Here is a 19,414-nt window from a genome sequence, read left to right as displayed (position 1 = left end):
AAAAATATTTCTATTAAGCTGTCTAAAAACTACGTTTGATTCTACAAACAGGATAATGTGTTATACTTCAAGGCAAATACATGCCTGAAATTCAGAATAATTTTCGATCTGAATGTAAAGTCAACAATTATAATTACCCAATTGTAGAAAAGAGTCGAGTTTTGAGACAAACTGCGATTTGGTTTTCGGGAATAATCTAATTCAGGAACTCCACTATGTTAATTGAGAGTTATATCTGAAAACCCATTAAATTAGTTCCATTTCATGACCACTACAAAAGAAAATAAACTAAAAAGATCTCTTAAAAGAGAAAAACGAAAATATATACTCTGCCTCTCGGATATAGGTGATCTAAAACACATCCCCAAAAAATCTCCTCGGGGTCAACTTAATTAGTTAGAAAAAATATAGTATAAAGCCGGCAGAGTATCCTGTAAACTTCGAACATCAGTAGTGTAGCGGTCATCACCGGGCGTTGCCAACGCTCGAACCCGGGTTCGAATCCCGGCTGATGTATTGCCCGAGTCCCATTACCCGAGTTCCGTCACCCGAGTTCCGTCACCCGAGTTCCGTCTCGGGAGGACGGTGCCCTTTTCGCTCACTTTGTTCGCTCAAGAGGGCTGAATTATGGCAAAGATAAACTGATTTTTAACTCCTTCATGGGACTATTTATCCAAATTTCGTAGAGGATTACCAGCGGGCGTGATCACAAGCCTTCCAAAAAAGCTTGCCTGCAAACTTTGTTAGAAAAAGTTTGATTGAAAACGATTCACGTTTGAATTTGAAGAATCTTATCCCCGAACCCTATCGGCGTGATCAACCGGCGCAACGGTTGTTTTAAAAAAGAAATATAAGCAGCTTTGAAGGCTGCTTAATTGAAATCTATTTTGAGATTCAGTATTCTGTCTTTACTTTCTTCTTATGATATAGTACACAGCACCAAGGACTCCCACAGATACTGCAGACTCAAAACCAGGGATAGATCTCCAGCCGGAAGGTTTTTTCTCGTTAGCTGCAGGGTTCGTATCAACATCTTCTGTGGTGGGAGTGGTTGCATTTACTTGGTCATCAGGTTCCAATTCTATGCTCTTATCGGGTACTACAATTGTGAAGGGTCCGAAACCCGGAGTTTTGGACTCGAAGAAGACACAGGTACTGTCTTCACCAACTTTTGCAGTTTCAAGTTTGCTCCAGGCTTTGTTGTAGTTCCAGAGAGCTACAGAAGTTTCGTCAGCTCCGCATTTCTCGAGCCAGGACTTTTCAACTCTGAAGCCGACAACTGCGTTTGCAATGTTATTGGAGTTTGCAATTCCTCCAGAACCTACCCAGATGTTCACGTTCTTATAGATCGTACCTTCTGGCAGGCCCGAAACCAACTTGGACTGGCCTTTCAGCATTTCGACGATAGTAGTTACTTTTCCCAAACTCTTTTTGGCATCAAACTCCACATACCTTATACAGGTTACACCCTGTGTGAACTCGAACCTAACACGTTCTCCAGCGTTGACAGATTTTTTAGATAGTTCTTTGGCCGCAACATTACTCTGAGGCTCAGCAGAACCGCCTCCACCGCCTCCGCCACCTGAGCTGCCACTTGAACCGCCACTTGAACCGCCACCTGAGCTGCTACCACTGACAGTGATGGAACAGTCGGCAGGAAGGACAGAAAACTCAGCTTTGTTGATATCTCTTAAAATTCCCACAATTTTGTACGTACCGGTTGTTGCTGGAGCTTTCAGAGTGTAGCTGAAGCTCTTTTCAGTCATGAGCAGGAAGGAAACTTCGCTGCCATTTTTAGTTACAGCTCTTTCCGGCAGGGTAGAACTAACAAATATGAAACCAGCAGGAAGCTTTTCAAGTACCTGTCCGGCAGCACCGTAGTCAGATACATTGACTGTTACCTTGAATTCCTGATTGGGACTAACCGATGAAGGGAAAGTCCTTTCTGCACTGCCTGCAGAAGCCGGGACAGTAAACAAAGTCAGGGCCAGGAGCAGTATAACAACAAATTTTAACTCAGGCCGTTTCATATCCGATCCCACCCATCAGCAAAATACGCACCCAGAACTGCATATTTGATCCCGCTAGATACGTCGTTATTGTTTACAAGAGCCTCAATTTCCTCAGGAGAGAAAACCCCATCAGAACCTCCAAACGTTGTTGTGAGTTGACTTTCATTCAGCACAATTATGGAAATGCTGTCTGTATCTACAACACTGTTTCCTGATGGATTCGAAGCCGTGAATTTGAATTTGAACTCGCCTGGTACAGTACTGACTACATTACAGGTATACTGATCTCCACCCTCTGAGTTTAATGAAACCACGCCCTGTTCTATACTGGTGAGGTCGATCGTCACTGATTTGATTCCAGAGTCGTCTACAACCTTTGCCGTGACAGTAGAGAAATCTTCTCCGTCATTCAGGATGTATTTTGGGGATGCAGATAAAGCCTGTATTTCAGGAGGTATAAAGTCTCCATAAAATGTAAGGTCAAGTTTAACTGGATTAGCTCCGTGTTCATAAGTTACGGAAACAGGCTCGGATGCAATACCTCCCAGCTTGAAGGTTATCGCTTTTCCGTTATCTTGCTCGGTACCATTAGCTGACACCTTGTACTGTCCAACCTTTGTAAGAGTGTACGAGCCAACAAGCTTTGAATCTATATATGCAGAGATTACGAGTCCGGGACCCGCTTGTGCAGCATCTCCTTTCAAACTTCCTTCAAACGCGTTGGGGAGAGAAGGAATAGTAGAAGAAGAATTGGCAGATGCGGCCGGAACAAGGAACATGCCCAGTACCAGAATAACCAGGCATAATAAAACTCTTAAATGTTTGTCCTTGATCGTCATCATGTCACCTTGAAATTTTACCGTTAATCATGTAGACTTTTTTTTGAAAAAGTCCTTCAGCGATTCCTTCTAGATCCCCTCCCGAAATCGGACCCGAAAACAAGCAGAAGTATGCCTACAACCGCATAGACAATAAAGAAACCTGGAGCACTTTCGGATTTAAGAGAACTTTTGGAAGATCCTGCTGCCTCTTTAGCCTCGGAATTTTCGCTTGAACCTTCCGAAGCCGTCATGTCCCGCTCAAGGACTGAACTTTCAACGGCATCAGCTTTGGAATCCTCTGTGGAAATTATCTGTTCTTCATTATCTGTCAAAGGTTCTGAATCTGTTTTTAAATTTGAATTGCTATTTGAATTGCTATTTGAGTTACTATTTGAATTGCTATTTGAATTGCTATTTGAATTGCTATTTGAATTGCCATCTGAATTACTACCTGAGTTACTTACAGTAGTAGTCTCGGAATATACTGCCTTACCATTAGGCAGCTCAAGGGTAACTATAACTCCAGATTTCCAGGCAACACTGCTTGCAGCATCCTTTCCGTTCACCTTAAAAGTAATCGTTTTTCCTTCATCTTCAGCAGTACCAGGAATAAATAGGGAGTAATTTCCGGAGGAAGTATCTGCTAGATACTCCTTTTCATTAAGATAAGCTGCAACAATAGTCCCGTCGGGAGCAGGCGTACCGTCAATGAGAGCAACTCCTATTACTGTCATCGGAAGTATCGGGGGGGATGGAGGGACGTCCTCAGCTGCCATACAACCCTGGGAGAAAGCCAGGAAAAAAAACAGTAGCATGGATGTTCCTAAAAGTCCATTTTTTAATTTTTTATTCATTGTAGACCTCCAGTTATATGTGAACAACAAAAAGAAAAAGAGCTATTCAGCCTGAATAGGCTGAACAGTCAATTGTTTCAGTAATTGCACTTACTCCATACTCGAATAGTCGGACATCTCCGGTTTGTACGAGTTTTCGATGGATGCGTAGGTACCTGCATCCTTCATGAAGATCCAGTAACCCTGTCCGGGTACCATACAGCCATCGGTTTGAAGTGCTCCAACTGGTCTTGGATCAGTGCTACTCAGGTATTGAATAGACGTAGATCCATTTCCAAGTAGGCTATCTGTCATGCTAGGAATTATGCCGCCCCAACCCTCACTGGAACCATAAGTCATTAGGTTGGAGAACCTGTAGTCTCCAAGAAGCTCAAAGTCATTGAGCGAAGACAAAGTTGTGGACCAGGGTGCATAATACGAAGAGGTATGCCCTATCATGTGCCATCCAGGAGTGAGCTCAAGAGAAGCAGGCACACCAGGGTCAGTACTAGATGACATTCCCTTGAACTGGACATTGGTCACGCGAGACTTTTCAGTGTAGACCCAGTAACCCTTGCACGGCTCAATAGTCTCAGGGAACTGCCAGCATGAACCGTCCCAGTAGAGGACTGTGCTGCCATTGCCAAAGACATCTTCAGTACAGGCTTTCGAAGAAACAAGTGCCTTCGGCACGGATTTCAGGTTCCAGCCTTCCTCAAGCGTGATAGTCATATCTTCATATGTCCTTATAGGCCCACACATTGAGAAATTAGAGTTGTAGTTGCTTGCGTTGTCCCGAGCAATTACAGCCACCCAGTAGTCCTTGCCGTAAATAAGGTCTTTCCCGTCGATTGCTTCAATGCACAGATCCGTAACACTTGAGTTTTCTAATTTCTGGTTTGGAGTCTGTGACCCATCTGTATGAGTTTCTAATCCAGTTGTGTTTACCTTCTGCATATCCTCAATACAGCCTGGCTTAGATGTGCTGATATAAACCTCGTATGGCATATCGGCAAGATCTGCATCAGTGCTTGCATTCCAGCTAACCATCAGCCCTGGATAATCATTCACATACTGCCAGTAAGTTAAACCAAGTGCATCTACAACATTCAGGTTTGCAACACAAGCCGGAGCAACACTGTCAACTGAGAAAGACTTCACATCAGGCTGGTAAGTCCTGCTGCTTGTAGAGTCGGTGATAACTACTGTCCAGTTTTTGTTCACTCCATCTTTTATTGAAGCTGTTATTGAATAGTTGTCTTCACCGACAATGAAGTCACCACAGTTGCAATTTTCATCAGTGCTGCATTTTAAGTCCTCATCTTCCTGGTCGCAACTTGCATCTACTTCCTTACCATCAATGAGAAGCTTGTAGTTGAAAGGCAGTCCTGCCCCCTCCCCATTCTGTCCTGCAACAGTGAAGGTAAATGTCGGGTTTGAGGAAACGTATCCTCCATCCGGAGAAACGAGAGAGACACTAAGCCCGTTAAGGCTCACATAAAAGTCCCGAACTTCACTTGTAGCTTTGTTTCCAGCTCCGTCTTCAACAGAAACCGACCAGTTGTGGACGCCATCAGGAAGTTCAAGTTCCTTAGATATGGATTCGCCAGCCTTTGCAGTCCCAGAAAATTCATCCCAGGAATAGGCAGAAAAATTCTCAGCAAGTTGTCCATCTACATACAGCTGGTATGACAGATCAAGATTATATTGAGCAGCTAAATCATCCTTACAGGTAAAGTTGAACTTAGTAGCACCTATTACCTCTTTGTAGCAATCCTGAGGAGAAATAAGTGTCACACTGGGACATTTAGTGTCCACATACAGAGCACGAGACCCGGTTGTGTGTGTGTTTCCGTAACTGTCTCTGGTACTAATTTCCCAGGTGTGATAACCGTCAGCGAGTTCAAACTCAAGTTTTTTATATGCACCAGAGGTTATAACCCCACTACTCTTTTGGGCGCCGTCGAGAGAGAAAGCGTAGGTAAGTTGACTCCCAGACTGACCGTATGAATCGTATGCAGTGAAGTTAAAGGCGACACACTTTTTGGCAGCAAACTCGGAGGTAGGGCTAACTATCGTTATGTATGGGTCACTAACGTCAAACCCATCATCAAAAGATTCATCTCCCAACTGATTACCTAACTCGTCAAAGGCAGATATGTCTATATCCAGAGGAACGCTTACATCATCTGGAATCTGATAGTCATAATCAAAGGTGTCACCATCTATTTGATCCATCGGATCATCAGTCACAAAATCAGTGCCTACTAAGTTTACATTACTAACTCCGGATAAACCGTCACTAATCGATATAGTGGCATTATCAACAGGCTTGCTGAAGTTTGCGATGATGTTTACAACATCTCCGGGTCTAAAAGGACCAGTTTTGTTATATCCAATACTGATGTTCAAATAATCTCCTTGAGGATCAAACACAAATGCATCAGGATCTGACAAAGGTTTACCACCCAACAGCGTGTCACCCTCATCATATGCAGATATATTTACACCCCAAGGATCACTTATTATAATACTCGCATCCGCTGGAATCGTATATTTGTACCAGAAGGTTTTACCTTCCTCACCCAGTTTTGTCATTGAGTCGTCATTCTTTAAAAATGAACCAGTATTATTAGTGATCGATATATTGGCGTGATCAACGGATTTATTGAAATCGACCGTGATATTTACAACGTCACTCGGTATAACATTGGTTTTGCTATAGGTGACATTAGCGCTCACATTTCCTATATCAAAATGTATTGGTTCTGCAAATGCGCATCCTATTCCTGATAAAAGGAATATAATGAACATCGCACTAAATAGTATTAATCTTTGTTTCATATTTTACACCTAGATTCCGCAAATATCCAATTTTCTTCCAGTTTAAACATTGAATAGATCTTTATAAATAATCTTTTTGAGTTGAAAGATATAGCAGATCCCAGCTATTTAAATGATCTCGACAAACAGTATATTAATATTGAGATAGTTGAACGCTCAATAGGTCAATAAATTAGTACTGTTTGATAACTATAAATTATATTTTACCCCTATTTTTCAACCCAACCCCCTCTATATAATTAAATTGATATTATTATCTGTTCGGTTGACAAGAAACCCAACGCTTCTCCGAAATCGTTTTTGGTAGAAGTGGGGTAACATTTGGTCCTGATGCGGCAAGTATTAGCCTCTCTGTTCTTGCTGCTCAGGGAAGTGATAATCCTGTTTTTGCATCAGTGCTGACTGTACAGCCCTGAACATCATATATGTGCCCGCTAGCGAAAGGTGAAAATTTGTTGTGAGCTAAATTTCCACCGACTGCAATATTTTGATCTTAATGTATGGCACACATCTTTGTATATTATCTTAGGATGATAATATAGCTAAGATTACACGATAACTAATATAAATCTTTCTGACAGAATAGAATAATTAAATTTAATTAGTGTTAAAAAAGAATTTAATGTATATTAATAAAAATTCTTTAGAATGTATGGTGAAAAGATTGCGATTTTTCGAAGCACATTCCAAAATTATTAAATATTGGTTCTTAAAAAAGTAATGTATGAAAAATATAAAAATACAAGGGGTAGAAGATTCAGAAACTAAAAATTTTTGTTTTAAAAGACATTTTAGAGATTTTTCAAGGCGGGAAGCAAAGAAACTCCTGAGAGAAAGAAACCACGTTATCTTTATTGAAATCAAAGCTGATAACCTTAAAATGTGGAAAGCGCATATTTAAATAAAAACATTTTTTTATGCGAAAAAAGCGGGGGTTGTAAAATTCGATATACTTTCCAGAATTCTACCGAACTTTCAGTTCAGAGAGACTTTGTTCAGGATATGCAGGACTTTATAGCGATTTCAAAGGAAGTCATACCTCTGGAAAAATCAGCTATAACGATAAAAAATGAAAACCAAGAAAGGCGTGCAGTCTTCGAAAAAATGATTCAAGAAATAGATCTGTTTGAGAAGGAAATGAGGGAATGTATTGAGACCCTCGCAGCCGGAGTAGATTCACCTGAGATTCTTGAGGTAAAAGAGAAAACTCTTGAGACTTCCTCAAGCGTGGCGCTGGCAAAGAAAAATGAAAAACTTGCCGAGATTGACAGCGAGAATAAACTGGACCTCATGGAAATACAGCAGCTTGATACAAGGATACTCGCAGCTCTTAGCCCCTTTTTTGAAGACAGCATATATGGAGCCCAAAATGAATATTATGCCTTCATAGAAGATAAAACACTGAATGGAAAGCAAGTTGGTTTTGTTGACAACCTGCAGTATGAGTTTGAACTTCTTTTTACACAGGACACCTTGAAGGTAAAAGACCTGCAAAACCTGACCTTGCCGATATGGTCAAAGGGCGGAATCCTATCCAGAGAGGAAAAAGTAAAAAAAATCGATGTATCCGACTTTTATATAAAGAACATTAAGTATGAGAAAAATAACCTGAAAACCGTACTTGAAGATAAGGATGCGGAAAATAAGTTCACAATCTCCTCGGACGAGAAAGCTTTTCTGATTATATACAGGGACTACGAGATAACACGGGACCAGGAACTGGCTGCCGCCTTAAACAGGGAATCGGTTGATTCGTTCATAACAAAGCTAAAAGGGTTCTTCACCGAATTTGTGGGATCGAAGAAGCTCATTAATATCACATTTGACGGGAAAAACGTGATGGAAGAAAACAGAGTTTTTGAATGTCTGAAACTGATTGCTTCCATATACGGAAGACTGGTAACGGAATGCCTTGAAAAAGGATATACTGAAGGGGAAATAACTATCAAAATTGAAGAGCCAGGTGGGACGAGGACAGAAAAATATCTTGAAAAATCGGAAATTTCGAAAGACCTGTCAACTATCGGAAGGGAAGGAGAAGATCTGGCTACACTCCTGAGGGTTAAGGAGGGTTAAGAAAAGATAGACAGGCGAGATGGAGAGATCCTGTTGACGCAAGGCCGTAACGTTGAGTTCTGGAGCGTTCCTGTGCCAGAAATGCTCCAGAGGCTCCAAACAACCTGCGAAGGCTTGAATAGCTCTGAAAGTAGTGAACGCCTTAAAAAATATGGTGCCAATCTCCTTAAACCAAAAAAAAGTTCAAATACCCTTAAAATATTACTTTCCCAGTTTAAGAGTCCAATTATTCTTATTTTGCTTTTTGCAGCAGGATTATCTTTCTTTCTTGGAGATGCTACGGATACTGTAATTATTATAACCATTATCCTGATCAGCAGTTTGCTTGGTTTCTGGCAGGAGAAAGGAGCTGCAGATGCCTTTGAAAAACTGCTCAGTTCAGTCGAGGTGAAGTCAACAGTATTAAGAGATGGAGAAGGAAAGGAAATTCCTGTCGAACAAATAGTACCTGGAGACGTAATAATCTTCGGTGCAGGCGATATCGTTCCTGCAGATTGCCTGATTCTGGAATCAAAGGGGCTTTTTGTCAATGAAGCTACTCTCACCGGAGAAACTTACCCGGTGGAAAAATCAACAAAAACCCTGAAAGCAGAAACTCCTCTTGCAAAGCGTGAAAACTCCCTCTGGATGGGAACCAGTGTGGAAAGCGGAGGTGGGAAAGCACTGGCAGTTGCTACAGGGAAAAAAACAGAGTTTGGGAAAATATCAGAAGAGTTAAGAACCAGTGCTCCTGAAACGGAATTTGAAAGAGGTGTTGCAAAGTTTGGCCATTTTCTGATGGAGGTTACCATGTTGATGGTCATTGCAATCTTTGCAATCAATGTTTATCTTCAGCGCCCGATTCTGGATTCTTTTCTGTTCTCCCTTGCGCTTGCAGTCGGGCTTACACCTCAACTTCTACCTGCAATTATAAGCGTTAACCTTTCTCACGGCGCAAGAGAGATGGCGGAAAATAAGGTAATTGTCAAGAGATTAGCCTCTATTGAAAATCTTGGCAGCATGAATCTACTATGTTCCGACAAAACCGGAACTCTGACCGAAGGAGAACTTCAGCTTCATTCTATTCGGGATGTGAAAGGAGACCAGAGTGAAAAAATCCTTTTTTACGCCAGTCTCAATGCCTATTACCAGAAAGGTTTTAAAAACCCTATAGACCGAGCAATCCTGGCACATAACAAACTAGATGTGGGAGAATATAAGAGTCTGGATGAAGCCCCCTATGATTTCATACGCAAGCGATTAAGCGTCCTTGTCTCAAAAAACGGGAATAGCCTGATGATCACAAAAGGTGCGCTCTCAAATATTCTTGAGATCTGCACCTTAGCAGAAGTAGAGCCTGGAAAAATTGTAGAAATATCAGAGGTCAAGGAAAAAATAGAGCAACAATATAAGGAGTTCAGCGAAAAAGAGTTTCGAACACTTGGTGTTGCATACAGGGATATGGACAAGCAGACTAAAATCGAAAAAGACCAGGAAAAAGGAATGACCTTTATCGGATTTCTCTTGTTTTTTGACCCATTGAAACCAGACATTGCAAAAACGATAGAAAACATGGAGCAACTTGGAATTTCTCTGAAAATAATTACCGGGGATAACAGGCTTGTGGCTGCCAGTATTGGCAAGGAGGTAGGGTTTAAAGCCTCAAGAATTCTAACCGGAAGCGAAATTTACCAGATGACAAGCGAGGCCCTTATAGGAAAAGTAAATGACATTGATATCTTTGCTGAAGTAGAGCCAAACCAGAAAGAACGTATTATCCTTGCACTCAAGAAGAGAGGGAACGTTGTCGGATATCTGGGAGACGGTATTAATGACGCGTCTGCTCTTCATGCAGCCGATGTAGGAATTTCAGTTGACAGCGCCGCAGATGTCGCTAAAGAAGCTGCACAAATTGTGCTGATGGAAAAAAACCTGGATGCACTTGTAGAAGGCGTCAAAGGCGGAAGAAAAACCTTTGCCAACACCCTGAAGTATGTTTTCATGGCTACCAGCGCCAACTTTGGGAATATGTTCAGCATGGCAGGAGCATCCCTTTTCCTTCCCTTTCTTCCCTTGCTGCCCACACAGATCCTGCTAACCAATTTATTGACTGATTTTCCGGAAATGACTATAGCCACGGATACCGTTGATAAAGAACTGATTGAAGAACCACACCGCTGGGACATAAATTTCATCCGCAGGTTTATGATGGTATTTGGCTTTACCAGTTCGGTCTTCGATTACCTGACCTTCGGTACTCTGCTTCTCCTGCTACCGGGTATTATAGAACAATTCAGAACAGGCTGGTTCATAGAATCCGTTGTTTCGGCATCAATGATAGTGCTGGTAATCCGAAGCAGAAAGCCTTTCTTCAAGAGCAGGCCAGGAAAATATCTACTGGTGGCCACGATTCTCATTGTAGTCCTTACTCTTTGCTTTCCACTCACGCCTTTTGCAGCCCCCTTTGGGTTCAAACCCCTACCTTTACAGGTCATTTTAATTCTTGGAGCCATAATAGGACTTTATATCATTACGGCTGAGGCGATAAAGAGAATTTTTTATAAAAAAGTAAAATTTTAAGAGCTACCTGTACTGACAGCTATGCTGACAGGAGAAAACCTGGTTTACCTTGAAGTTACTCAGGCTTGCCGTCATCATAACCTGTCCCATCCGGCAGAAAAGGAGTGAAGATAACTACCGTAAACAGCAACAAAAAAGTGCCGTACATTTTGATCGTTGTCTCAAACGTAGCATAGAATATGAAAACCACAAGCATGACCCAGACAATGAAACTGAGCTGAAGAGCAATTTTTACTCTATATAAATTTTCCGCGCTTTCGCTCAACAAAATCCCCCTTAAAGAATCCCTTCGAAATCCCAAGTAAAAATGATTCCCGATTGGATAAATAAGTGTTGTCAAAAAGAACGATCAAAAGACATCTCAAAAAATCGGAATGTAAAACATCTCCCTTTAAAGAGCTACCTGATATCCCGGTAATCCTGAGCCCGATAATGCTACATGCTGCGAATCTTCAGTATCCAGCATAATGAATCTTTATATCCAACATCAGGTAGCATGGATATCAGGTAGCATGAATGATAACTCCAGAAACGTAGGCTGATCCTATAAGTATTGAAATTTAATAACTCGAATCCAACGGAGTATTAAATATCAATAAACCGGAGCAATTTATCTCCTTCACTCACACGCCTGAGAAAGTCGTCTCTGTCAATATAGGGAACTCCAGCAATTATTGAATCCGCAGCTTTCTTTCCAAGCCCGGGAAGTTCCCGGATAAGATTGGGAGAAGCGGCGTTAATAGGCAGAGGATAAGGTATGCCAGTAATCGAGCGCATTCCATGTCCTGTGACCGTAACGTCAGTAAATTTCCTCAAAGGCAGAGAAGCAGGAATTCCAATCAGCAATGGGTATGAGCCAAGCTGCCTCCCAAAAGTAATTCCTTTTTCCCGAACCTCACACATTACATCCCTGAGCACAGTACCTTCAGGCACAACACGCCGCAACATTGGGAGGTCAATATTCTTCCTTACCCGTTCCTTGTAGTCCAGAAAGAGCTTCTTGTGCTTCCTCGCAGCTTCGTCTCTTCCGTACATTGGGGTTCCTGGAAAAGCCATAACCTGGCGGATATTGATCCTGCGCAGAAGCAGGCCCGAGTCGAGTACTTCTTTCAGGAAATCGTAATTGAGCTGGAAAGTTTTCCTGGACTCGCCCATCAGCCCATGCACGAAATTGATGCCCGGAAGGATTTCGGGAAGCCCGTTAACTCCTCGAACGGCCCCAAGCCTGTTCACAAGTTTGATCGCCTCAAAGACCTCTTCAGAGGTTGCCTTAAGGGAATTGGCTTCAATTACTGCCCTGTCGGCACTCTCCATCCCAAAAGCTGCCACGTCCCCTGCTGTATGATATTTAATTATCGTCTTCAGGATCTGTTCAGATTCTTCAGGATAAGTTGCAAGCGTAATCGGGTTTGCATTGTCCATATGAAGCACAGACAGCTCTGGAGCCGAGTTTCGGATTCCTCTATAGAGCCTTTCAATAGCGACTGGATCAGGCTTTGGAACAGGCCCCCCAACGTCCTTGCCATGATAGGAAAAAAGATCCGGCTGCCTACCTATCCTGAAGTAGCGGGCTCCGTGGGAGTAGAGAGCGGATGCTTCGGAAATTACATCGTCTATGGGCCGGTAATCGGAAGCCCCATAAAAGGGCTCTGTACAGAAAGAACAGTGAACTTGCCTGCCACAACCTCTGTAGGTCTCAAGCTCACACATGCAGTAAGGATAATCAGGGTGCTGCTGAATCAAAAAGGCACCACTGAGCCCCCAACGTCCGATTTCATCTGTTGTCCTGAAGCGTTGCTCTACAGCCTCAGGGTTTCTGAGCTTCACAGCAGAACTTCCGGTAAAGCCGTCCTTAAAAAGATCATAGACAAAAGCTTCAAGGTCCATTCTGGCAAGCACTGCACCTGAAAAGTTTATCCTGCTTTCAGTACCTTTTGCGGCCCTCCCGCCTTCGCCGCTGAAGCCGAGCCTGATAGGCCCGCCTATAACTTTTACCCCATGCGCTGTCCGGAAAATTGTCTCGATCTCCCCGAGTGTAATTGGGGAAGCCCGAAGATATTTGCCTGGCACCGTCGTGCCTGCTATAATAATAACGAGGTCTGCTTTCCCTGTAAGTTCCCCTGCTCCAGGTGGGTTTTCTCGCAGGGTGTCAATGGTAATGTAATGAATGTCCTTTTCGGCAATCCCGCGTTCTCTGAGAGCGCCTGCTATATAACGCGGATAAGGAGAAAGGTAAGGAGGAACCCCAAGACAGGCAGGTTCATCCACATAACCGTCTATAATAAGTGTTTTCATGTAAATTCTTGTTTCCATTTGCTTGATAGTCGAAAGTATACAGTCCAGTCAGATATAAGTTACAGGTGAATTACAGATGTTAAAACAGTTGAAAGATATATATTAAAGAGAGTAAAAAAGTAAAAAACGCTTTCACAGAAACAAAATAATCTGTTAAAAGATAAGAGAATAAAAATTTAAAAAATAGTTAGGGCCGGGACCGAGAATCGAACTCGGGTCGTAGCCTCCACAGGGCCACAGGATGGACCTCTACCCTACCCCGGCCACAGGGGTCTGGTACTTCAGATTGAAGCAAGCTATAGAAGGAGTTTTTTTATATAAAGTTTTTGCCGGAAAAGGCAGGAGATCCTTCTCAGGAAAAGAACATTTTCTGTTTTCCGGCTCTCAAAACGCACAAAATTTAGCTAAAAGTTCTTTCTGGATTAGTATCAGAGTTCCTTAAGCTTTTCAAGGGCAAGTTTTGCAGCCTTTTCTCCCGAAAGAAGCATGCCTCCGAAAACTGGGCCCATTCTTGGAGAGCAGGTTGCGGCATTTGCAGCCATGCCCGCAACGATCAGGCCAGGATAAATTTCCTTGGTTGCGTCAACAGCCAGGCGCTCGCCAACCTCTGACCACATAGGTTTTTCTCCGAGCTTTCCGAGGTTTCCGATTTTTGCATTGGGAATTTTCCTGAGAATTGTATTACATACAACCGCTTCATGCCCTGTACCGTCAATTACGAGTTTTGTTCGGATCATGAGAGGATCGACATGCAGGCGCTGTGCCGTGACAGGCCCCCAGTTGATGACGATTCCGGTAACCCTATCGTTTTCCCGGATCATGACATCTTCAAAACTTACAAGGTTGAAAACCTCAGCCCCGGCTGAAGTTGCCCCTGAAATAAGCTTCCCAACGGACTCTACGGAATTCGCCACATAGTACCCGGGCTGGTACTCTTTATACCTGATCCCGAAGTCGTCAAGGATGCGGCAGGCTTCTTCCTGTAAAACGATACGTGGGAACATCATGCCTCCAGCCCACATGCCACCTCCGAGCGATAACTTTTGTTCGTAAATGGCAACCTTTGCTCCGGCCTCTGCAAGATACTTTGCAGCCACCAGATTTGCAGGCCCTCCTCCTATAAGTGCCACATCAACTTCCGTGTAGTCAAGGAAGGTTTTAGAATACTCATCAAAAATTGCTCGTGTGATTATGACTTCGTCGAGTTCCATTTTAATCTCTCGTAAAGCTTCTAAATTAAAAGCCGGAAGAATATCCCGGCTTTTTATAAGGAACAAACCGGGAATTGTAAACCCCAATTTGTCATCATGAAAATTCACATTTTGATTATAGGCATTGCTTTTAAAGTTGTTGGAATCGGTAAAGTAGAAAGGAAAAATAGATGATGAATGTACTCGAAAAAAGTTTCCTCAAAACGAGCCATTATGCGAAGATTTCAGGGAGAGAACACCAGTCGAGATAAAACTACAGTTATTAAGCAACTGAACTTTCCCCGAAAAAAACAGAGTTGAGCTGGTGAACCCCGCAGCAAGCTCGCAGGGTATTCAACTGAAATAAAAAAAGAAGGTTTATAACCCGCTCACTGTTTCAAGAAAAGCGGGCCGCTTCTTAAATTCATATTTCAGGTCGGAAAAACGTTTTATCCAACCGGCTTCATTATTTAAGATATTGATATAGATATCTTTGGCCTTTCCAAGATATTTAGCTGCAACACTGTATGTTTTTCTATTCCCGTTCGGTATGTTTTGATAGGCTTTTTGCCAGTAATATTCGATGATTTTATCCGGAAAATCATTTGCCAATTTATCTGCAAACTCATCAAAATTGTCTTCAAATGAATAACCGAACCTGTTTTTAGGAGGATTGAAAATTGATTTAAGAACTGTTTCTTTCATACCCTTATCCAGACATATTCGCAAATAATCGTGAAAGTCTTTTTCTTTGATCCTATTGAATATTCCAGGCTCAATAGATTTCCAATCGGGTACTTTCAGAAATTCTTTCTGTTTTTTGTACTCTTCATAGTATTTCTTTCTGGTAAACTCAAAAGACTTTAACAGTGCAGATTTTGCCTGCTCGTAGGCTCCTTTTGACCTGTAATATTCAAATAACCTGTCCAGCATGTTCTTCTGTTCAGTATTGCGGGATAATGCTGCCTGCACAAGTCGTTCAAGGTTAGCTGTGTCTCCTTTTTTGGAATAATATTCCCACAGAAATTCAAATAACTTAGTAACCCAGCCTTCCCCTTTCAGGATACCCATTTCTGCAGTTTCCAGGGCTTTAACTTGATCCCCTTTTTCTATATAATATTCAACCAGGTCCCAGTAATCCATTCCAGAATTTAGGATTTGCATGCGCTCCTGCAGATAAGCTGAGTCATCATGAAGGTATTCTCTCTGGATTTTCATAATCTGTTTTTTTCTCCAGTCAGAAGGATGTTCATCAAGTTTTTTCACTAGATATTCCCATTCTTCTTTTGTCTGGCAGATCTCAAAAAAAATATCCAGCAAGCCATCTTCAAAACCTGAATTTTTGAGATTGTATTCCTCAAAGGCTTCGTCTAAAAATTCAAGCTTTGCAGCAGTTGACAGGCCACCTTCTTTAATCAATTCCGAAATATTCTCCAGATAACCGAATGCCTCCTCTTCATCATCTTCTGGGCCGCCTCCAAGCTCGTTAAATTCTGAGATGATGCTCCTGGCATCTTCCCAGTATTCAAACAATAGCCCATCATTTATGGAGACTATGTCTTCATCTGTTATGGTTTCCGGCATTGATTCCTGTTTTTCTTTGAACCATTCCAGGACCAGTTGATGTAATTCTGGCTTTTTAATCAGCAGGGTGCTTACCAGATCGTAAAAGTCTGAGGTATTTAACTCCCGCAGGCGTACATATAATGAGAATTTTTCAGGTTGTATGCTATTTTCTGTCACTATCGGGCTCCTACTTTTCTCATCAGCAATATATCAATTATCACACTCAAGCTAAAAATGATTATATCTGATAGTTAGGGTTACCATAAAAATCCTATTGAAAATCCAGTTAAGTTTGCATTTGAAACCTTTCAAATTAAAAAGTTGGCAGCGCGAATTAATAACAAAGAAACATCATAAGAAAACGAACATGATATTCTTTGAATAAGATGCACGACCAATAAAAGTGCTTGCAGATGGCAGCATTTTCATGCTAAACAAGTCATTTAGAAAGTAAATTCCTTGAAAGTTATAGTACTTATAGAGGAGAAGTTATTATTATTATAAAGGGGGATTTATTTTGCCAGAAAAAGACAAAGAACCATCTTTCCAGCCTGAACCGATACCTGAACCTGAGCCTGAACCTGTTCCTCCACCTGAGCCGATACCTCATCCGGAACCGGAAATTGAACACGATAAGAAACCAAAGAAAATAGAGTAATTCCTGTAAAGTGCGGCAGCTATGATCTCGAAAATTTATATCGCCCACTGCGAGCAGGACGAACCACTTGCTCAGGAACTTGCCAGAGCTTTATGGGCCGTGGAGATGGAAAGTTTTTCATCCCTGTACAGGAAAGCTAGAATTCTTTCCCGGGGTGAAAGGATACGTTTTGGTATTCGCCAATCAGATTGTTTTATCCCGATTCTCACACAGAAAGGTGCAGGGTCTCCAGAAGTAAATCAGGAAATTGGGTTTGCAGTCGGAGCCGAACCACTTATAATTCCACTGGTAGAGTCGGGAGTCGAATTACCTATCCTGATACACCATCTCCAGCCCATTGTCTTTTTTCCTGAAACTTATGAGGATGCTCTGGGAAAAATAATACAGAACCTGAGAGAACTGACAAGGCTTGACTGGCTAAAGATAAAGTGCCCCTATTGCGGAGAGGAGATGACGCAGTACATCTCACCTCAGGAAGAGGTAGAGAAAGCTCTTCTCGCGGGGACGCACCTTGAGACAAGATGCAGTTACTGCCAGAAAAATATTTACCTGGACCCCAGAACTTTCAGACCTATACTCTAATTATACTCTAATTATACTCTAATTATACTCTAATTATACTCTAATTATACTCTAATTATACTCTAATTATACTCTAATTATATTTTAATTATTGATTAGCAACCAGGTTGGGAATATTGATTTGGCAACCAGGTTGGGAACAGAGAAGAGGGTAAATTGACGGGAAGAAAGGGGCAAATTGACGGGAAAAAAGGGGCAAATTATGGGAAGAAAAGCAACAAATGAGATAAAAGATGAGCCTGGAGAACCAATGACAGCTCGATCCAAAATGGGTGAAGCGGTTGTAAGTGAATTAGAGGTAAAAGGAATCGAAAATCTCACCCCGACAGAAAAGAAACACCTGCTTTTACAACTTTCCCGAGATAAGGTTAAAGATAGTTCTGCCGGCCCATGGGAAATTGTTGATGTCTTCAGGGAAAATTGGAGAACCATCAAAGCTACATTAGCTCAACCAGTAGAAATTGATGTAAGGGATGTAGGAAGGGATGCTCTCTTTCGGGTGTCTCTTGATATAACACAGTTAGAAAGAGAACTCGAAACACAGGAACTGAAATAACACTCTTAGAATATAGGGCTGTGTCACTTTTAGATTTTATTTATATTTTAATATATAAACAAGCTTATAGTGTTTTCAGAGTGACATAACAAAGAAAACAAGAAAACAGGAGAAAAGAGAAAAATAAAGCAGAGTAAAAAGATAAAAACTGAAGTAAGAATCGTAACCTCAGCAAGTGTAACCTCAGCAAGTTAATGATCATCAATCAAAATGAAAACATAAGGTTTGATGCGAATAAATTAATACCTTTTTGGTTTGCGCTTTGCGTAACACTCCCTGCAGTAGACCGGCCTATCAGGGTCCGGCTTGAAAGGCACCTCTGTTTCTTCGCCACAATCTGAGCACTTGGCTTTGTACATCGTCTGTGGCCCTTTACCATAGCTGCGTTCTCTGCTGGAACCCCGATCCCTACTCTGGGAACTTTTTCTTTCCATTATCATTTCCCCTATTTGATATCTCGTTAAAGCTCACACAAAGAGAAGTATCAAATAATTCAAAAAGAACCTCATTTATGAACATGTTATTATCTGGGGATCTCGATGAACTAATTGAATTATTAATATCTAGTATAATGATATTTATTCTTACTGCATTAAACTTTATTAAGCTTCAACAAATTTTTTCATTTTTAACCGAGTGTTTCGTAATTTATTCAATACAGAAAAGGCAACAAAAATAACACATTTATTATAGATCGTATCTGAACCAAATATAAATAACAGTACTTTTTATCCTTCAAATTTTAGCACTGGAATCATCACAGAAACCCTGATCAAATACTGCGTTCCGGGGAAATCATCACATAAATCCTGATCAAATACTGCATTCCGGAGAAAGAAAGGAGGTTTACTAGCCTCCTTTTTTATGGATAAAGGGAGAGCCTTTTCTACTCGCCCCCATTTAGTGCCTTAGTGCCTCTAAAGTAAGATTATTTTCCCTGGAATTCCTTGCTGACAGCTGCAGCATTGGTATACTCCTTGTCTGGAAGATCTTCGAGAACTTCAATTACTTCATTGCTGGCGTCATGTTTTTTAGCGTGCGCAATAAGTTGCTTTTTATTTACAGGATAATCTATATCCTTTAAAGCCTTCTGAACTTCAATTGGACTGGTTTGCATAAATTCCCCCCTTTATGTTTATTTTCCTTGGAATTCCTTGCTGACAGCTGCAGCATTTGTGTACTTCTTCTCAGGAAGGTCTTCTAGAACCTCAATTACCTTATCGCTAGCATTGTGCTTTTTAGCGTGCGCAATAAGCTGCTTCTTATTTACGGGATAATCTATATCCTTTAAAGCCTTCTGAACTTCAATTGGACTGGTTTGCATAAATTCCCCTCCACTTTCTGTAGATTTTATCTAGTTTTCTCGGTTATATTGACTATATGATGTTCAATAACCTGCCTCTTGCAGAGGGTAAGCCACTA

Annotated in this window: 17 protein-coding genes and 2 tRNA genes; 7 read left to right on the top strand and 12 right to left on the bottom strand. The window is 41.6% G+C overall.

Annotated elements, in window-relative coordinates; all coding sequences use genetic code 11:
• The first annotated feature begins 444 nt into the window (after nt 1-444).
• Nucleotides 445-516, top strand: a tRNA-Gly gene (locus MSVAZ_RS05955).
• 392 nt (nt 517-908) lie between these two features.
• On the opposite strand, the gene MSVAZ_RS05950 is transcribed toward MSVAZ_RS05955, so the two are convergent.
• The 4 genes from MSVAZ_RS05950 to MSVAZ_RS05935 all read right to left on the bottom strand — a co-directional run bounded on the left by MSVAZ_RS05950 (nt 909) and on the right by MSVAZ_RS05935 (nt 6,480).
• The gene (locus tag MSVAZ_RS05950) at nt 909-2,030 is read right to left on the bottom strand and encodes a PGF-pre-PGF domain-containing protein (RefSeq protein WP_048119245.1); all 1,122 of its coding nucleotides are present in this window, start codon (nt 2,028-2,030) and stop codon (nt 909-911) included.
• Nucleotides 2,027-2,854: an Ig-like domain-containing protein gene (locus tag MSVAZ_RS05945; RefSeq protein WP_232316230.1), complete on the bottom strand. Its 828-nt coding sequence runs from the start codon at nt 2,852-2,854 to the stop codon at nt 2,027-2,029. Before MSVAZ_RS05945 ends, MSVAZ_RS05950 begins: the two co-directional genes overlap by 4 nt.
• 53 nt (nt 2,855-2,907) lie before the next feature.
• Nucleotides 2,908-3,687, bottom strand: a complete 780-nt coding sequence (locus tag MSVAZ_RS20080) for a hypothetical protein (protein ID WP_048119241.1) — start codon at nt 3,685-3,687, stop codon at nt 2,908-2,910.
• A gap of 90 nt (nt 3,688-3,777) precedes the next feature.
• Complete coding sequence (locus MSVAZ_RS05935; protein ID WP_052725353.1) at nt 3,778-6,480, bottom strand: hypothetical protein; 2,703 nt, start codon at nt 6,478-6,480, stop codon at nt 3,778-3,780.
• Nucleotides 6,481-7,234: 754 nt separating this feature from the next.
• On the opposite strand from MSVAZ_RS05935, the gene MSVAZ_RS20075 reads away from it, so the two are divergent.
• The 3 genes from MSVAZ_RS20075 to mgtA are packed head-to-tail and all read left to right on the top strand — an operon-like array spanning nt 7,235 to nt 11,145.
• Complete coding sequence (locus tag MSVAZ_RS20075) at nt 7,235-7,411, top strand: hypothetical protein (protein WP_156150977.1); 177 nt, start codon at nt 7,235-7,237, stop codon at nt 7,409-7,411.
• Complete coding sequence (locus tag MSVAZ_RS05930; protein WP_232316229.1) at nt 7,393-8,586, top strand: hypothetical protein; 1,194 nt, start codon at nt 7,393-7,395, stop codon at nt 8,584-8,586. Before MSVAZ_RS20075 ends, MSVAZ_RS05930 begins: the two co-directional genes overlap by 19 nt.
• Nucleotides 8,587-8,619: 33 nt before the next feature.
• A complete protein-coding gene (gene mgtA / locus MSVAZ_RS05925; RefSeq protein ID WP_048119238.1) occupies nt 8,620-11,145 on the top strand; it encodes a magnesium-translocating P-type ATPase in 2,526 nt (841 codons plus the stop codon).
• Between the two features lie 55 nt (nt 11,146-11,200).
• Here mgtA and MSVAZ_RS05920 read toward each other — a convergent pair whose 3' ends face one another.
• The 5 genes from MSVAZ_RS05920 to MSVAZ_RS05895 form a co-directional block, all read right to left on the bottom strand.
• A complete protein-coding gene (locus MSVAZ_RS05920; RefSeq protein ID WP_231592469.1) occupies nt 11,201-11,410 on the bottom strand; it encodes a hypothetical protein in 210 nt (69 codons plus the stop codon).
• 320 nt (nt 11,411-11,730) lie between these two features.
• Nucleotides 11,731-13,440, bottom strand: a complete 1,710-nt coding sequence (locus MSVAZ_RS05915; RefSeq protein WP_048119232.1) for a radical SAM protein — start codon at nt 13,438-13,440, stop codon at nt 11,731-11,733.
• A gap of 191 nt (nt 13,441-13,631) precedes the next feature.
• Nucleotides 13,632-13,704: transfer RNA gene (locus MSVAZ_RS05910), tRNA-His, on the bottom strand.
• Between the two features lie 164 nt (nt 13,705-13,868).
• Nucleotides 13,869-14,651 (bottom strand): sulfide-dependent adenosine diphosphate thiazole synthase, encoded by a 783-nt coding sequence (locus tag MSVAZ_RS05900; RefSeq protein ID WP_048123740.1) that lies wholly within the window; start codon nt 14,649-14,651, stop codon nt 13,869-13,871.
• A gap of 357 nt (nt 14,652-15,008) precedes the next feature.
• Nucleotides 15,009-16,373 (bottom strand): hypothetical protein, encoded by a 1,365-nt coding sequence (locus tag MSVAZ_RS05895; protein ID WP_048119226.1) that lies wholly within the window; start codon nt 16,371-16,373, stop codon nt 15,009-15,011.
• Between the two features lie 340 nt (nt 16,374-16,713).
• Here MSVAZ_RS05895 and MSVAZ_RS20070 point away from each other — a divergent pair, with 340 nt between their 5' ends.
• The 3 genes from MSVAZ_RS20070 to MSVAZ_RS05885 all read left to right on the top strand — a co-directional run bounded on the left by MSVAZ_RS20070 (nt 16,714) and on the right by MSVAZ_RS05885 (nt 17,992).
• Nucleotides 16,714-16,854 carry a hypothetical protein gene (locus MSVAZ_RS20070; protein WP_155400473.1) on the top strand — a complete coding sequence of 47 codons (141 nt, stop codon included), beginning with the start codon at nt 16,714-16,716 and terminating at the stop codon, nt 16,852-16,854.
• Nucleotides 16,855-16,875: 21 nt separating this feature from the next.
• Entirely contained in the window at nt 16,876-17,436 is a 561-nt protein-coding gene (locus MSVAZ_RS05890) for a toll/interleukin-1 receptor domain-containing protein (RefSeq protein WP_048119223.1), read from the top strand.
• A gap of 202 nt (nt 17,437-17,638) precedes the next feature.
• The gene (locus MSVAZ_RS05885) at nt 17,639-17,992 is read left to right on the top strand and encodes a hypothetical protein (protein WP_048119221.1); all 354 of its coding nucleotides are present in this window, start codon (nt 17,639-17,641) and stop codon (nt 17,990-17,992) included.
• A gap of 239 nt (nt 17,993-18,231) precedes the next feature.
• Here the strand turns inward: MSVAZ_RS05885 and MSVAZ_RS05880 are convergent, their stop codons facing one another.
• From MSVAZ_RS05880 to MSVAZ_RS05870, 3 genes are all read right to left on the bottom strand, one after another.
• Nucleotides 18,232-18,426: a CxxC-x17-CxxC domain-containing protein gene (locus MSVAZ_RS05880; protein ID WP_048119218.1), complete on the bottom strand. Its 195-nt coding sequence runs from the start codon at nt 18,424-18,426 to the stop codon at nt 18,232-18,234.
• 494 nt (nt 18,427-18,920) lie between these two features.
• Nucleotides 18,921-19,109 (bottom strand): DUF2795 domain-containing protein, encoded by a 189-nt coding sequence (locus MSVAZ_RS05875; RefSeq protein WP_048119215.1) that lies wholly within the window; start codon nt 19,107-19,109, stop codon nt 18,921-18,923.
• Between the two features lie 18 nt (nt 19,110-19,127).
• Nucleotides 19,128-19,316 carry a DUF2795 domain-containing protein gene (locus MSVAZ_RS05870; protein WP_048119213.1) on the bottom strand — a complete coding sequence of 63 codons (189 nt, stop codon included), beginning with the start codon at nt 19,314-19,316 and terminating at the stop codon, nt 19,128-19,130.
• Between the last annotated feature and the right edge of the window lie 98 nt (nt 19,317-19,414).

The organism is Methanosarcina vacuolata Z-761 (assembly GCF_000969905.1).
GTDB lineage: Archaea > Halobacteriota > Methanosarcinia > Methanosarcinales > Methanosarcinaceae > Methanosarcina > Methanosarcina vacuolata.
Note: the sequence above shows the minus strand (reverse complement) of the source record. Positions and strands in the feature narration are given on the sequence as shown.

Bases quoted from the DNA above. Each gene is read 5' to 3' on its own strand.
- MSVAZ_RS05915 (WP_048119232.1), bottom strand. From the start codon at position 13,440: ATGAAAACACTTATTATAGACGGTTATGTGGATGAACCTGCCTGTCTT.
- MSVAZ_RS05900 (WP_048123740.1), bottom strand. From the start codon at position 14,651: ATGGAACTCGACGAAGTCATAATCACACGAGCAATTTTTGATGAGTAT.
- MSVAZ_RS05885 (WP_048119221.1), top strand. From the start codon at position 17,639: ATGGGAAGAAAAGCAACAAATGAGATAAAAGATGAGCCTGGAGAACCA.
- MSVAZ_RS20080 (WP_048119241.1), bottom strand. From the start codon at position 3,687: ATGAATAAAAAATTAAAAAATGGACTTTTAGGAACATCCATGCTACTG.
- MSVAZ_RS05945 (WP_232316230.1), bottom strand. From the start codon at position 2,854: ATGATGACGATCAAGGACAAACATTTAAGAGTTTTATTATGCCTGGTT.
- MSVAZ_RS05935 (WP_052725353.1), bottom strand. From the start codon at position 6,480: ATGTTCATTATATTCCTTTTATCAGGAATAGGATGCGCATTTGCAGAA.
- MSVAZ_RS05875 (WP_048119215.1), bottom strand. From the start codon at position 19,109: ATGCAAACCAGTCCAATTGAAGTTCAGAAGGCTTTAAAGGATATAGAT.
- MSVAZ_RS05880 (WP_048119218.1), bottom strand. From the start codon at position 18,426: ATGGAAAGAAAAAGTTCCCAGAGTAGGGATCGGGGTTCCAGCAGAGAA.
- MSVAZ_RS05950 (WP_048119245.1), bottom strand. From the start codon at position 2,030: ATGAAACGGCCTGAGTTAAAATTTGTTGTTATACTGCTCCTGGCCCTG.
- MSVAZ_RS20075 (WP_156150977.1), top strand. From the start codon at position 7,235: ATGAAAAATATAAAAATACAAGGGGTAGAAGATTCAGAAACTAAAAAT.
- MSVAZ_RS05870 (WP_048119213.1), bottom strand. From the start codon at position 19,316: ATGCAAACCAGTCCAATTGAAGTTCAGAAGGCTTTAAAGGATATAGAT.
- MSVAZ_RS05890 (WP_048119223.1), top strand. From the start codon at position 16,876: ATGATCTCGAAAATTTATATCGCCCACTGCGAGCAGGACGAACCACTT.